Below are 14687 nucleotides of genomic sequence, written 5' to 3'. Positions count from 1 at the left end.
GTTGACAACTATTCAAGAGGATTTTGAGTGCTGTCGATATGCGCAATGAGAAAAGTGTTTAAATACGACTGCTAACTCCTTAATTCTCTTGCGATTTTTGCTTGATATGCCTACACTTTGACAGATTATTTGCTTGTTGAATCAGGAGCCGTCCATGGCCAAATCCGCGCTTGTCATTTTATTATCATTATTCTTTGCAGTTGCAACAGCATCTGCGGCGCCGGATAACGATTCGACCACATCCAAAGCAGGAAAGGCCTCCTCTGCTAAAAGCTTGAAGAGCAAAAACGCCAAGGCTGCATCGAAAAAAACAATTGCGACCAAATCTCATCGGTCTAAAAATACCAAAGGTGATGTCGCCAGCGCCCCAAATAAACGTGAGCGTATCGCTAACCGTGCATCCGGCAAAAAATCAGGCCAGCATAATCTCGCCTCACTTGAGCAGCGCGAAGGTTTGGTCCGAAAAGTGGTGTATGTCAAAGGCCATCGGAAGGTTGTCTTTCAACGGACCGCTTACACTCCGCCAGCCGTCATCATCCCGCCGATATTAACAGCCGGTGAAATCGCAGGTTTAAATTTAACGCACGATCCGCTTGAGTTGAAGTCGAACGTTGCATTGGTGATTGATCAAACCACCGGTCAGGTTCTGTTTGACAAAAATTCGCAAGTGTCCTTGCCGATTGCCTCGTTGACCAAGCTCATGATGAGTATGATCGTGGTCGAAGCGCGGCAGGATATGAATGAGATCATCACCGTCACGGATGATGATATCGATCGCGAAAAGCATAGCAGTTCACGTTTGCGTATTGGCTCCCAACTGAGTCGCACGGATATGCTGCATATCGCGTTGATGAGTTCTGAAAATCGTGCTGCGTCGGCATTGGGACGTAACTATCCCGGTGGATTGCCAGCATTTGTCGTCGCAATGAATGCCAAGGCCAAACAACTGGGCATGACTGGCGCTCATTACGTTGATTCCACTGGCTTATCGCATCTTAACGTGGCAAGCGCGCGTGATTTGGCCAAGTTGGTGATTGCGGCTTATCAGCATCCCATTATTCGTCAATATTCTACCGATTCCAAATACCTCGTAGAGCCGGGTGGTCGTCCATTGCAATACAATACGTCGAACCATCTGGTTGAAAATCCAGGATGGCAAATTGGCCTTCAGAAAACCGGCTACATTAACGAAGCTGGTCGTTGCATGGTCATGCAAACAAATATCGAAGGTCGCTCTATGGTGATGGTATTTCTCGATGGACGTGGAAAATATTCGCGTCAGGGGGATGCCGATCGGATCAAAAAATGGTTAGCAGAAAATAATTCCCCGCTACCTACATTGACAGGCTCCAAGATTGCATCAGGTCAAAGCTAAGTAATAGAATTTTGGAGAAAGCGCTCTTTGCACAGAGCGCTTTTTTATGTGCGGTTCTCATGCGCGCTTGTTCTTGTTCGTATTCTTATTGGCGCGACTGTCTATAAAATATAGTTGTGATTGTTTGTGAGTTTTAATATGCGCCCTTACATTACATCTTGTGATATTTGGTGACATTAACAGAATGCTTTATTTTTTTTAATCAGCTTTATTAAATAGCCTCTTTCTACCTTGATTGCAGTGCGCCGTACCTTTCTTATTCCACTTATCGTAGCCTGTGCGTTGTTCATGGAAAACATGGACGCGACTGTGATTACGACGTCATTACCGGTACTCGCCCATGATCTCGGGCAGCAACCCATTACACTCAAACTGGCACTCACTGCCTATGTGGTTGGACTCGGTGTCTTTATTCCCATTTGTGGTTGGGTGGCAGATCGTTTCGGGGCGCGGACCGTATTTCGTGCCGCCATTGGCGTCTTTATGGCCGGATCGTTGTTGTGCGCCGCATCGAGTTCCTTATTAGCATTTGTCGCTGCACGCTTCTTGCAGGGAATAGGAGGTGCGATGATGGTACCAGTTGGGCGGATTGTGATTTTCCGGTCCGTGCCACGTTCGGATCTGGTGACGGCCATCAGTTACCTGACCATACCGTCATTGCTTGGACCGGTAATCGGTCCACCGTTGGGCGGCTTTATTACAACGTATTTTCACTGGCGCTGGATTTTCATTATTAACGTGCCGATTAGCCTTCTCGGCATTTATCTGGCGGGTCGTTTCATCGAAAATTTTCGGGCTGATGAACAACAACCGTTGGACGTAAAAGGTTTTATTTTGTCTGCTATCGGCAGTACGCTGTTGATGCTGGGGTTGTCGCTGATTGATGGCGAGTTGGTCTCGGCAAAACTTGCGGGCGGCATGTGCGTGATTGGCATCATCTTTTTATTGCTGTACTTACGTCATGCGCGTACTGCACCATTCCCGCTGCTGGATTTGAGTTTGCTCAGAATTCCTACCTTCCGTGTCAGTGTGCTGGCCGGTTCATTGTTCCGGATTGGTCTTGGAGCGGTGCCATTTTTGTTACCGCTATCATTACAAATCGGTTTGGGAATGACAGCTTTTCATGCCGGCACGATCACGTGCGCATCGGCTTTTGGTGCCATTTTCATGAAAGCGATAGGCGGCTCGGTGTTGCGTCGTTTTGGGTTCCGTTCGGTACTGATCTGGAATGCATTCCTTGCCGCATTAGCACTGGCGTCCTACGGCCTATTCACGCCAACAACCCCCTATTTGGTAATGGTTGCCGTGGTGTTGTTGGGCGGTTTTTTTCCGTCAATGCAATTTACCTGTTTCAACTCGATGGCATACGCCGATCTCGACAGCGCTGACGTCAGTCGCGCTACAAGCTTGTCGAGTGTGGTACAGCAAATTTCTCTGGGTCTTGGCGTCACTATTGGTGGGCTAGCGATCATTTTTTCAAGCCGTCTGCAAGGACATGCGACAGTTGTCGCTGCCGATTTTTGGCCTGCATTTATCGTCATTGCCTTATTCTCGCTGGCATCGATACCCATCGCTCGTCGCTTGCCGCTGGATGCCGGAAACGCGTTGACTGGTCATGTCAGGCCTAAAACACAGTAACTATTGTCACTCATGAAGCTTGCGGTTGTGATTCCCGATGCGCTGAACTTCGTCTGACAAATCGACTCTACGTTATAGAGCCAGTTTTTATCTGATAGCCTGATATTTGCTAAACGCGGCCCGTACACGCTGAAGATCAACGCTGACAATAAATTGTACTCGTCATCTTCACGGTCCCAAGACCATGAAGATGTTTCGCGTCGTCGTTCGACTAAATGCGTCAAAGTTGGTGGCGCTGATGCTGCAGATACTCAATGGGTTCTAGTCTATCGCTTCGCAAACATGGTTTGATACGTTCTATAAACCCTTGTTGAGTCGTTTTCCTTATCTGATATATTGATAAAATTATCAGGAGGTCACGCTAATTACGAGGAGTTATTGCTATCGATTACTCTCTTATCTGGTACCTGATCGTCGGCACCTTGTTACTGTCAATGGGATTATTGGCATCGCTTTTAGAGCGTTTGCCAGTCAGTCCTGCGATGTTTTATTTGCCGGTTGGTTATATTTTAGGGCCCGCCGTCAGCGGTTTGATTAACTTCGTCCCGACTGAACACGCTTTGTTGCTGACAACGGTGGCCAAAATCGCCTTGCTTCTATCGTTATTTACTGTCGGCCTTAAGTTACGCATGCCTTTTCGTGACAGCATTTGGCGCTTACCGATGCGTTTAGGCGTACTGGCAATGTTGGTCACTATTCCGCTCGTGGCGGTGGTGGGACTTTTTTTATGTGATTTGCCATTGGGTGCGGCGATTTTGCTGGGCGCAATTTTGGCGCCGACTGATCCTGTATTGGCTTCGGACGTCCAGATCAAAGATATCGGTGATCGAGATCGAATTCGATTCAGTCTCACCGGCGAAGGTGGTCTCAATGACGGTACCGCTTTTCCCTTTGTGATGCTTGGGCTGGCCTTGCTTGGCGTACCGTCTGCCGCCTCTTTTGCGAATGCCTATACGGTCCCGCATGTGCTGTGGAGTATTGTTGTCGGGCTTGGTGGTGGTTGGATTTTGGGATGGTTGGTGGGGCGATTGGTGATTGGGCTACGTCGACGCTTTCGTTTGGCTTTGGGTATGGAAGAATTTCTCGGGATTGGGTTAATCGCGCTGGCTTATGGTGCTACCGAACTGATTCACGGCATTGGTTTTTTGGCCGTCTTTGCAGCCGGCTTGGCGATGCGCCGCATTGAGTCTACCAACAGCGGTCAACGCAGCGCCGATCGTGAGGACGGTGAAGCGCTGGATGAGGCGCCTGGCAAAGGTGGCGAAGAACTTGCCACGCATCCAGTGAAAGCGTCTGCATACATGACTGAGACGGTATTAGGCTTTAATCAGCAACTCGAAAATTTTGCAGAGTTTTTGATGGTAATACTTACCGGCATTCTCTTATCGCATATCGGCTTTTCGGCAGTCGGCGTCGTGTTGGCGTTACTCCTCTTTTTTGTCATTCGACCGCTATCGGTCGCCATCGCTTTAACAGGTGCCAAGGTCACAACCTTGCAGCGACGTCTGATGGCATGGTTTGGTATAAAGGGAATCGGTTCTATTTACTATCTTGCATTTGCACTGCAATATAAATGGATTGCCCCAGCCGGTTATCAGGCGGCAGCATTAGTCCCGCACGTCAGTTCTATCGTGTTGACGGTAGTAGCAATGTCTATCGTCATGCATGGCATTTCCGCAACACCATTGATGGAAATGTATCAACGCCGACGTCGGCGTCAAAATCAAGGTTGAGGTAGAACTCTGCTGAGTTATTCGGAGTGAAGCCGATTTTATCATCCGCTTTTCACATTACCAAGATGCCGCTTAACGCTTGCTGGATCATTGGAATGATCGCGTCTCGGGGCGCCGAAATCATCGTTTAGCCAGCACTTAAATGCGTTCTCGATTGAATCAACACTGGCCGATACGTTATTATGCGGAATCTATAGTTGGTTTTAGGAAAGTATCTCCTAATCCCTGCTGAAAACGTATCTCTTTGTTGATTGGCAGCGACGGATGAAGCAGTTCGGCAGGATGGTCAAGTTGGTTGATAGTTGGATCATCCCAAGCTTGATTACATCCGAATGGATGCCGAATGGTCGCGCCATTACCTCAGCGCAACTCATCCCATAGCAATTTTTTTTAGGAGACTATCAACATGCCGGCAGTAGAGTTGTTCATCCAGGATTTGGCAGTGATCATGTTGATCGCAGGAGTGGTCACGGTGGTATTCAACCGCTTCAAGCAGCCGGTCGTTCTCGGCTATATCGTGGCCGGGATTATCATCGGGCCTTACACTCCGCCTTTCCAGTTAATTCAGGATGAGCACACGATTCATATCCTGTCAGAGCTTGGCGTGATTTTCTTGCTGTTTTCTTTAGGGCTTGAGTTCAGTCTCAAAAAGCTTGGCAAAGTCGGTGCAACCGCCTTTTTAGTGGCACTGGCAGAAATTAGTCTGATGCTCTGGGTCGGTTACGAGATCGGTATGTATTTCGGCTGGAAGACAATGGATGCAGTTTTTCTCGGTGCGATGTTGGCGGTCTCATCAACCACGATCATCGTCAAGGCATTGACCGAGCTGAAGATGAAAGAGGAGAAATTTGCGCAGTTGATCTTCGGTATTCTGATCATCGAAGATATCCTCGCGATCGGCATGATTGCCTTGTTGTCGGGAATTGCGGCAACAGGTTCCGTGAATGCAATCGATGTCGCAGGAACGGTTGGGCGTCTTTTATTATTCATGATTGTAGCGTTGGTATTAGGCATTTTGATCGTGCCACGCCTGTTGGCTTATGTCGCGCAATTCCGAAACAAAGAAGTTTTTTTAGTCACTGTCCTCGGTCTTTGCTTTGGTTTTTGTCTGCTCGTGATGAAGCTTAATTATAGCGTCGCGTTGGGTGCCTTTATTATTGGCGCAGTCATGGCCGAATCCCGGGATTTGCCACAGATTGAGCGCCTGATTGAACCGATACGGGATATGTTTAGCGCGATCTTTTTTGTTGCCATCGGATTGTTGGTCAATCCAACGGTTCTGGTGAAATATTGGTTGCCTATCCTGGTGATTACGATTGCCGTAGTATTGGGTAAACTGGTTAGTTGTGGCATCGCTACTTTTTTGTCCGGTCACAACGGCAGGACTTCCATGCGGGTCGGCATGGGTCTGGCCCAGATTGGTGAGTTCTCGTTCATTATTGCGGCGTTAGGCGTCAGTCTGAAAGTGACCAGTGATTTTCTGTATCCAACGGTCGTCGCCGTATCGGTCATGACGACGTTGCTTACGCCGTATCTGATTAAGCTGGCAGACCCACTGTCAACACGCTTGGCCAAGTCGATGCCGGTCAAATTGTCAGCAGTCTTCGGTATGTATTCAACCTGGTTGGAGAGTCTGCAACCGCAAGGTGATCGCGCCGAGCTGTCAAAAATTATTCGACGTATTTTGTTACAGGTAACGGTCAATTTGGCGATGGTTGCGGCAATTTTCATTATCAGCGGTTACTTTTCTGACACATTGGGTAACGCTATGTCCGCCTGGATTGCGGACTTGCAAATTCAAAAAGCAGTCGTTTGGGGCGGCGCACTGCTCATCTCGTTACCATTTTTGATTGCGACGTATCGTAAATTACAGGCGCTCAGTATGTTGTTAGCCGAAATGGCAGTACGACCAGAGCACGCCGGTTTGCATACATACGCGGTCCGGCGTGTGATCGCCGAGGTGATTCCAGCATTATCGATCATCGGCATTATGTTATTGATCGTGATCTTGAGCAGTAGAATTTTGCCGACAACCAATTTACTTATTTTAGTATTGATTGCTGCAGCTGGATTGGCGTTTCTATTGTGGCAGCGGTTTGTGAAACTTCACTCGAAATTGCAAATTGCATTGTTTGAGACATTGGATGAGCAACCAGACGAAAAGCACTAAGGCCCGGAGCTGCGAAAAATCGCCCCAGCTGCGTTGTGCTCTCCTTGCCGCCAACGTGGCTCGACGTACGCGGCCCCGCACATTCGTACTGTCTTCGTCGGCACGCTTTGCTGGGACGGTTTTTTGCAACTCCGGTGGATACGTATTTGAATCTTGCGAAGCGCAGTTTACGGGACCGTTGCGGCGTAGCCTAATACTGCTGAAATCTGTTGCGCGGTGGTCATCAAATCTTCTACCCATTCCTCTTGCAGACGATCGGCTGGGGCTGAGATCGACAGGCCGGCTATTAGTTTGCCTGAATCATCACGGATACCGGCGGCCATGCAGCGCACACCGAGTTCGAGCTCTTCGTTATCACGTGCATAGCCGAGCGAGCGTACTAATCCTAGTTCGCGTTCGAGTTTGCTCAGATCGGTTATCGAGTTTTTATTATGACCTGCTAAACCTGTCCGTGTCGCATAGGCACGCACCAGTTTCGGATCATCTATCGACAAAAAAAGCTTACCGGTTGAGGTCAGATGCAATGGTGCGCGGCCTCCGATTGCACGAACTACTTGCATTCCTGAACGCTCCGAAAATGCTCGGTCGATATACACAATTTCGTCACTTTGACGTACCGAAAGATTGACGGTTTGATTGGTTTTGCGATGAAGAGTACGCATAAAATCAAGCGCTGCTTCGCGCACGTTTAGACGGCTTTTGACCACGTTTCCAAGTTCCAGCAATCGCATGCCGAGTCGATAGGTTCCCGGTTCGGAGCGATCAACAAAACGCTTCAGGACCAAGTCATTCAGAATGCGATGTGCGGTCGAAGGATGCAGGTTGGTTGCCGCCGAGAGTTCTTTCAGGCTAACCGGATCGGGATAAAGCGCGAGCGTATCCAGCAATGACATCATGCGTTCAATGACCTGAATCGAGGTCTTGCCAAGGTCGTCTGCGGAAGCTGGTTTCATCGGGATTTCTGGTTTCGGGTGAGTAGTTAAAATATTGCACTGCAATGATACGTTATATCACAATGTGAAAAACTGAGAAATGCTATTCTCATATTCACAACAGTTACCCGTAATGTTGCCATAGTAAAAAATGGCTAATCAGGCTTTTTAAGGGCTTGCTGCCTTGTACTGCCTATCTTTAAACAATCGAACGATTGATTTTACTTTTGGATTATTGAATCTTCCGGAGTTTTTTTTAGATTACCTATTTTTTCCCCTGGCCACTTGATTACCCTCCGATATGTTGGATGGTTCAGCACCTATTAAACGACACTGTTCACTACTTGTCAGATCGTCACTGTCGAGTTTGTCCTACCCGAGTAATGATGCCGTTTTTGAAACCGGCGTATCATGAAATGAGCTTGCCTCCGACCATCACCACCTAGCCGGGCTGTCATAGAAGCAGGCCCACGCAACAGAATGATGCCCGCAGCGAAGGCTGCTAAACCAACATGAAGGTTGCTGATGCCACTTCCTATTGAAGAATATGCAATGATTGGTGACTGCCATACCGCTGCCTTGGTCGGTCGTGACGGTTCCATTGATTGGCTTTGTTTGCCGCGCTTCGATTCCGGCGCTTGCTTTGCAGCGTTGCTGGGCGCGCCGGAACACGGTCGCTGGCTGATTGCACCAAAAGCCGAGATTCGGTCCACCCAACGACAGTATCGCGACGGTACCCTGATTTTAGAAACCGAGTTCGAGACCGTTGAAGGCATTGTTCGCATTGTCGATTGCATGCCGGTGTCGGATGAACGCTGGGATGTGTTGCGTATCGTTCAAGGTGTGAGTGGACGGGTGGCGATGTCCATGGAGCTCATCATTCGGTTCGACTACGGGTCTATCGTGCCTTGGGTGCAACAAGTCGATGATCTATTGTTAGCAACAGCTGGACCACACACGTTGGAACTACGAACGAAAATCCCGGTCCATGGCGAAAATATGAAAACAGTCGCTGAGTTTTACGTGAGCGAGGGCGAGTGTGTGCCGTTCTCGCTCAACTATCGACCTTCCTACGAAGCGACGCAAAAGGTGGTTGATCCGGAACTTGCGCTAAAGGCAACCGAAAACGGATGGCGAGAGTGGTCCGGACGCTGCACTTACGAGGGGCGCTGGCATGATGAGGTGGTGCGGTCCTTGATTACGCTGAAGGCGCTTATTTACGAGCCTACTGGTGGAATCATTGCAGCGCCTACGACTTCGTTACCCGAACAACTGGGCGGCGTGCGCAACTGGGATTATCGCTATTGCTGGTTGCGTGACGCGACCTTCACGTTAAACGCGCTTTTATTGGCCGGTTACCATGAAGAGGCGATTGCCTGGCGTGAATGGTTGCTGCGCGCTGCTGCCGGCAGTCCCGAAGACTTACAAATACTGTATAGCGTTACCGGTGAGCGGCGGCTCGATGAAACGGAGTTGGATTGGCTACCCGGATATGGCAATGCGGCACCAGTGCGCGTCGGCAACGCGGCGTCCAGGCAATTTCAGCTGGATGTTTATGGTGAAGTGATGGACACGCTGCATCTGGCAAGATCGGTAGGGATGGAGTCGGATCTTGCAGCATGGGGAATACAAGTCAGTTTGCTTCACTATCTGGAATCGAACTGGTATTTGCCGGACGAGGGTATTTGGGAGATTCGTGGACCGCGCCTGCATTTCACGCACTCTAAGGTGATGGCTTGGGTAGCCTTTGATCGCGCAATTAAGGACGTTGAAGTGTTTGGTCTGGAAGGCCCGGTTGCGCGTTGGCGCGAGGTGCGCGACGCAATCCATGCACAGGTTTGCGCCGAGGGATACGACGCGCAAAATAATACATTTGTTCAGTCTTATGGCGCGTCAAATCTTGATGCAAGTTTACTGCTGATGGTGCAGGTTGGATTTTTGCCTTGCGACGATCCGCGCGTGCGTGGAACAGTGGAAGCGATTGAGCGCAACCTTTTAGTGGACGGGTTAGTGCTGCGCTATTCAACAGGTAGTAATGTAGATGCACTGCCACCGGGCGAAGGTGTGTTTCTGCCTTGCTCATTCTGGTTAGCGGACTGCCTTGTGTTAATGGGACGTCGTGAAGAGGGCGAGGCATTGTTTGAGCGCTTGCTGGCCTTGCGCAACGATGTTGGATTGCTATCCGAGGAATACGACGTGCACGGTCAACATATGCTGGGTAATTTCCCGCAGGCGCTGACCCACATGGCGTTGATTAATACCGCCAGATTGCTCTCGATACCAGTACAACAAGCTACCCGCGTCGGCGAGAAAGCGGAGCGTCCCGGGGCCGTTACGCGGACATCATGAGTACCAAAAAACTGTTAAAGGACAAACCGATGAAAATACTTGTCATTGACGTTGGCGGCTCTCACGTTAAATGTGTTTCTACTGATCATAAAACGCCCGTTCGATTTGAGTCTGGCCCTAAGATGACGCCCGAACAAATGGTGGAAAATGTCCTGAAGATCACAAAGGGCTGGAAATTCGATGCGGTCTCGATGGGTTATCCCGGCGTGGTCCGACGTGGTCGCGTGGTGCGAGAGCCAGAGAATCTTGGTCCGTGCTGGGTTGGCTTCGATTTTCAAGCCGCGTTCGGGTTGCCGGTGAAGGTCATCAATGATGCTGCAATGCAAGCATTGGGCGGCTATGAAGGCGGGAAAATGCTATTTCTTGGCCTGGGAACGGGTCTGGGTTCAGCATTCATCGTCGATGGCGTCATAGCGGCAATGGAACTGGGACATTTGCCCTACACGGATGGACAAACGTACGAGGATTATCTAGGTGAATTGGGACGTGAAAAGATGGGAAACAAGAAATGGCGTCGCATGGTCGAGGATGTCGTGAAGGGTTTTCGCAAAGCATTGTTGCCCGATTACGTGGTGTTGGGTGGCGGCAATATCGCGCACCTGAAGCGACTGCCGCCGCACACACGCCGCGGAGACAACGCATTTGCCTTTCTTGGCGGATTTCGACTGTGGGAGAGAAAAGATCAGAACGCGCCTGGGAAAGTACAGATTGACTGGACCGTCGCCGATGAAGGTGACTGGCACGAACCGGTGACCAATCCTTCGCCGGTTGAAACGGCGAATTGAGGTTATTCGATCTGGTCGCCTCGTTTTGCCAAGGTGCTGATCTTTCGATCTCAAAGCCGATGTTTTCGTAGGCTAAAGGGTAAGCTTGTCATATGAGGCTGTTAAAATTCGTCAGCAGCACCAAAACGCCTATTAATGTCATCGGCAACCTTTTCCGAAAAATCAGATTTGAAGCGAAGTTCAGCATGCGTAAAAAATCCCAGATCCGACCACCCACTTCGCGAGAAATGCCTAAATCCAAACCGCTCGGTCAAAGAACATCAGCGACTGCAGAACAACCTATCAGCGAATTTAAGAGCACCAAGGGTCTCAAGCGAATATTTTCCGCGCTCTTTTATTCTTTTGATGGATTGAAATCCGCCTGGAAAAACGAGAACGCATTCCGGCAAGAACTGATGGTGGTCATTCCAGGCATTATCATCGCCTTTTTTTTGCCGGTCTCAGCCATTCAAAAATTGCTGCTGATTGCCGTTCTGGTCTGGATCATTATCATTGAGCTGATCAACTCAGCTATCGAAGCGGTTGTAGATCGGGTCTCATTAGAGCGAAATCCCTTATCAAAAAATGCAAAAGATTTTGGTAGTGCGGCGGTTTTGCTGACTTGCATTGTCGCCGTCGCGACGTGGGTCGTGATCCTTTATCCTTTATTGTAGTAGTAACGGCCCTCCCTTATTCATTAGGGTTGTTCATGCATATCTGTTTTTCGCATAACGAGAGAAGAAAGAATTCGTTCTTTTTTCTTTCCACTCTGATTAATCTGTCTTCTCCAAAACAAAAAAAGCTCAGGGAAGCAGATCATGTTGAAACAAATCGTCCGGTCAGTCATTACTATCGCATTGGTCGCGCAAGTGGGCATCGTCGCCCCCATCGCCCATGCAGCAGATTTTTCGATCTTGAATGTCTCCTACGATCCGACCCGCGAGCTTTATCAGGAATATAACAAAGCGTTTGCCAAATACTGGAAAGAAAAAACCGGCGATAACGTCACGATCAAAGCGTCCCACGGTGGCTCTGGCAAGCAAGGACGTTCCGTCATTGACGGTCTGGATGCAGACGTCGTGACGCTGGCGCTGGCCTATGATATTGACGAAATTTCAGCTAAAGCCAAACTGCTTCCGCCCGACTGGCAAAAGCGTCTCGCACACAACAGCACACCTTATACCTCGACTATCGTCCTGCTTGTACGCAAGGGAAATCCGAAAGGCATCAAGGATTGGGATGATATCGCCAAGCCCGGCGTATCAGTAATCGTCGCCAATCCAAAGACATCCGGGGGTGCACGTTGGGCTTATCTGGCAGCTTACGGCTACGCACTCAAAAAGAACAATAATGACGATGCCAAAGCACGTGATTTCATTAGCCGCGTGTATAAAAACGTTCCGGTGCTGGATTCTGGCGCACGCGGATCAACCGTCACCTTCGCTGAACGTGGCGTAGGCGATGTCTTGTTATCGTGGGAAAACGAGGCTTATCTTGTGCAAGCGGAGTTTGGCAAAGACAAGTTTGACGTGGTGTTTCCGTCCAGCAGTATTTTGGCAGAACCTCCGGTTGCCGTCGTGGATAAAGTGGTAGACAAGCGCCGCACTCGCAAGATTGCGGAGGCTTATTTGCAATATTTATATTCGCCTGAAGGTCAGGAAATCGCCGCGCACAATTTTTATCGTCCTACTGATCCAAAGGTCGCGGCCAAGTACGCATCAAGATTTCCGAAGTTGAATTTATTCACTATCGATACGGTTTTTGGTGGATGGCAAAAAGCGCAGAAAACACACTTTAGCGATGGTGGCGTATTCGATCAAATTTATCAGCCAAGTGCTAAGTAAAGTCTATTTTTCTTATCGCTGATAGCGTTACGGACCGCAGCGGCATACGATTTTTTTAGCTGCTGTCAGTCACGTCTTCCCTGTTTTAGAACATCGTTTAAAAAGTACGATTAAAAATGACTATCTTGTTATTGGCCGGTAGCCCCTCGGCACCTTCTCGCTCGACCCGGGTTTTGCATCACATTGGACAGAAACTGGCATTGTTGGGACATCGGTATACGAAGCTCGATGTGCGGGATTTGCCGGGCGATGCGGTAATGCGCGCCGATTTTGGAAATGTGGCAATTCAAACCGCACTGGCACAAGTTGCGGCCGCTACTGCGGTGGTGGTTTCAACGCCAGTGTACAAGGCGGCTTACAGCGGTGCATTAAAGGCATTTTTGGATTTGTTGCCGCAATTCGGGTTGCAAGACAAGTTGGTGTTGCCTTTGGCCACGGGCGGCGGTCAGTCACATATGCTGGCTTTGGATTATGCGTTACGTCCGGTCTTGTCATCGCTGGGTCCACGGCACGTATTGCAAAGTATTTATGCGACAGAAGTACAGGTCGGTTGGTCGGAAGAGGGAGGTCTGGTGCTGGCAGAAGAAATCGTCAGTCGAATTAACGAGGGTGTTGATCAGTTGTCTAACAGCCTGCTGGCGCTGCATGCATTAAACGGGAACCGCTTCACCTCCATTCCATTTTCTCAAATTCGATGTAGCGTTTAAACGACGTGACGGTTATGAGGGCAGAAGTTTCCCAGAAGATGCCTTCGCCCAACTTAATTAACATGGACATTATTTTCCTGACCGTATCGTACGGCGATGCTTATAAGCACGCGTGATCGTGGTGGGGAGCGTTTTTTTTAAAAATTGATATTTCAGGATGCGTTATGAACGAATTCAAGCAAAAAACACTTACGCGTCGTCATGCGCTGGCAATGTTATCTGCCGCCGGAGCCGGAGTTCTCACCAGCTTTGTTCCGCAATTTGCACTTGCACTGGACAAGAAAGCCAATCAAGGTCTACTGCGGATCGGGTATCAGAAAGCAGCCAGCACACTCGTATTATTGAAAGCGCACGGGACGTTGGAAAAACGTCTGGCGCCGCTGGGTATCGAGGTTAAATGGGCGGAGTTTTCAGCCGGTCCGCAATTGTTGGAGGCTTTGAACGTCGGCTCGGTCGATTTTGGTTATGTCGGCGAAGCCCCGCCGATTATCGCGCAGGCGGCAGGTGCCGATTTTGTGTATAGCGGCTATGAAATTCCAACACCATTAGCAGAAAGTATATTGGTCCAGCAACATTCGCCGATCAAAACCGTCGCTGAATTAAAAGGTAAGAAAATTGCCTTTAATAAAGGATCGGACGTGCACTGGCTAGTCATTAGTTTATTGAAAAAAGCCGGTATTACTTATTCAGAATTTCAGCCCATCTACCTTGCACCTGCGGATGCACGTGCAGCATTTGAGCGTGGTGCGGTTGACGCGTGGGCTATATGGGACCCGTTTCAGACTGCTGCCATCAAACAGCTAAACGCCCGTGTTTTAGCCAGCGGTGCAGGCGTGGTTAGTCATCATCAGTTCTTTTTGAGCGCACGAAAATACGCAGAAAAAAATCCAGCGATCATTAGTGCCATCCTTGAAGAAGCGGGCAAAGAAGGACAATGGATACGCGCTAATTTGAAAGATGCGGCGGTACAACTAGCGCCGATTCAAGGATTGGATAAGGATGTTATTGAAATCGGTTTGAAAAATTACGCGCATATTTACAAGCCTATCGATAGCAAAGTACTCGATGAACAACAGAAGATTGCCGATACTTTTTTCGAACTGAAGCTGATTCCTAAAAAAATCTCGACGCGTGATGCGATGCTGGCTACTCCGTCGCCGAAGGGTTAGATGAAA

Annotated in this window: 11 protein-coding genes; 10 read left to right on the top strand and 1 reads right to left on the bottom strand. The window is 49.2% G+C overall.

Features of this window, described 5'->3' with window-relative positions:
• Window positions 1–154: 154 nt before the first annotated feature.
• The 4 genes from QN379_RS07975 (at window position 155) to QN379_RS07960 (ending at window position 6916) form a co-directional block, all read left to right on the top strand.
• Window positions 155–1375: a serine hydrolase gene (locus QN379_RS07975; RefSeq protein ID WP_322239967.1), complete on the top strand. Its 1221-nt coding sequence runs from the start codon at window positions 155–157 to the stop codon at window positions 1373–1375.
• Between the two features lie 231 nt (window positions 1376–1606).
• Entirely contained in the window at window positions 1607–3013 is a 1407-nt protein-coding gene (locus QN379_RS07970; protein WP_323506428.1) for an MFS transporter, read from the top strand.
• A gap of 434 nt (window positions 3014–3447) precedes the next feature.
• Window positions 3448–4746, top strand: a complete 1299-nt coding sequence (locus QN379_RS07965) for a cation:proton antiporter (RefSeq protein WP_416348535.1) — start codon at window positions 3448–3450, stop codon at window positions 4744–4746.
• 406 nt (window positions 4747–5152) lie between these two features.
• Window positions 5153–6916, top strand: coding sequence for a cation:proton antiporter (locus QN379_RS07960; protein WP_323506426.1), 1764 nt, complete (start codon window positions 5153–5155; stop codon window positions 6914–6916).
• Between the two features lie 167 nt (window positions 6917–7083).
• Here QN379_RS07960 and QN379_RS07955 read toward each other — a convergent pair whose 3' ends face one another.
• Window positions 7084–7869 (bottom strand): IclR family transcriptional regulator, encoded by a 786-nt coding sequence (locus tag QN379_RS07955; protein ID WP_322239960.1) that lies wholly within the window; start codon window positions 7867–7869, stop codon window positions 7084–7086.
• Window positions 7870–8373: 504 nt separating this feature from the next.
• Between QN379_RS07955 and QN379_RS07950 the strand changes: the two genes are divergently transcribed.
• From QN379_RS07950 to QN379_RS07925, 6 genes are all read left to right on the top strand, one after another.
• Window positions 8374–10197: a glycoside hydrolase family 15 protein gene (locus tag QN379_RS07950; RefSeq protein ID WP_323506425.1), complete on the top strand. Its 1824-nt coding sequence runs from the start codon at window positions 8374–8376 to the stop codon at window positions 10195–10197.
• Window positions 10194–10982, top strand: a complete 789-nt coding sequence (locus QN379_RS07945; protein WP_322239956.1) for an ROK family protein — start codon at window positions 10194–10196, stop codon at window positions 10980–10982. Before QN379_RS07950 ends, QN379_RS07945 begins: the two co-directional genes overlap by 4 nt.
• 227 nt (window positions 10983–11209) lie before the next feature.
• Window positions 11210–11635, top strand: a complete 426-nt coding sequence (locus QN379_RS07940; RefSeq protein ID WP_322240737.1) for a diacylglycerol kinase — start codon at window positions 11210–11212, stop codon at window positions 11633–11635.
• 144 nt (window positions 11636–11779) lie between these two features.
• Window positions 11780–12805, top strand: coding sequence for a sulfate ABC transporter substrate-binding protein (locus QN379_RS07935; protein WP_323506424.1), 1026 nt, complete (start codon window positions 11780–11782; stop codon window positions 12803–12805).
• A 116-nt stretch (window positions 12806–12921) separates the two neighbouring features.
• Window positions 12922–13512: an NADPH-dependent FMN reductase gene (gene ssuE, locus QN379_RS07930; RefSeq protein ID WP_323506423.1), complete on the top strand. Its 591-nt coding sequence runs from the start codon at window positions 12922–12924 to the stop codon at window positions 13510–13512.
• A 164-nt stretch (window positions 13513–13676) separates the two neighbouring features.
• A complete protein-coding gene (locus tag QN379_RS07925; RefSeq protein ID WP_323506422.1) occupies window positions 13677–14681 on the top strand; it encodes a sulfonate ABC transporter substrate-binding protein in 1005 nt (334 codons plus the stop codon).
• Window positions 14682–14687: the final 6 nt, after the last annotated feature.

The organism is Glaciimonas sp. Gout2 (assembly GCF_035018905.1).
Classification (GTDB): domain Bacteria; phylum Pseudomonadota; class Gammaproteobacteria; order Burkholderiales; family Burkholderiaceae_D; genus Glaciimonas.
Note: the sequence above shows the minus strand (reverse complement) of the source record. Positions and strands in the feature narration are given on the sequence as shown.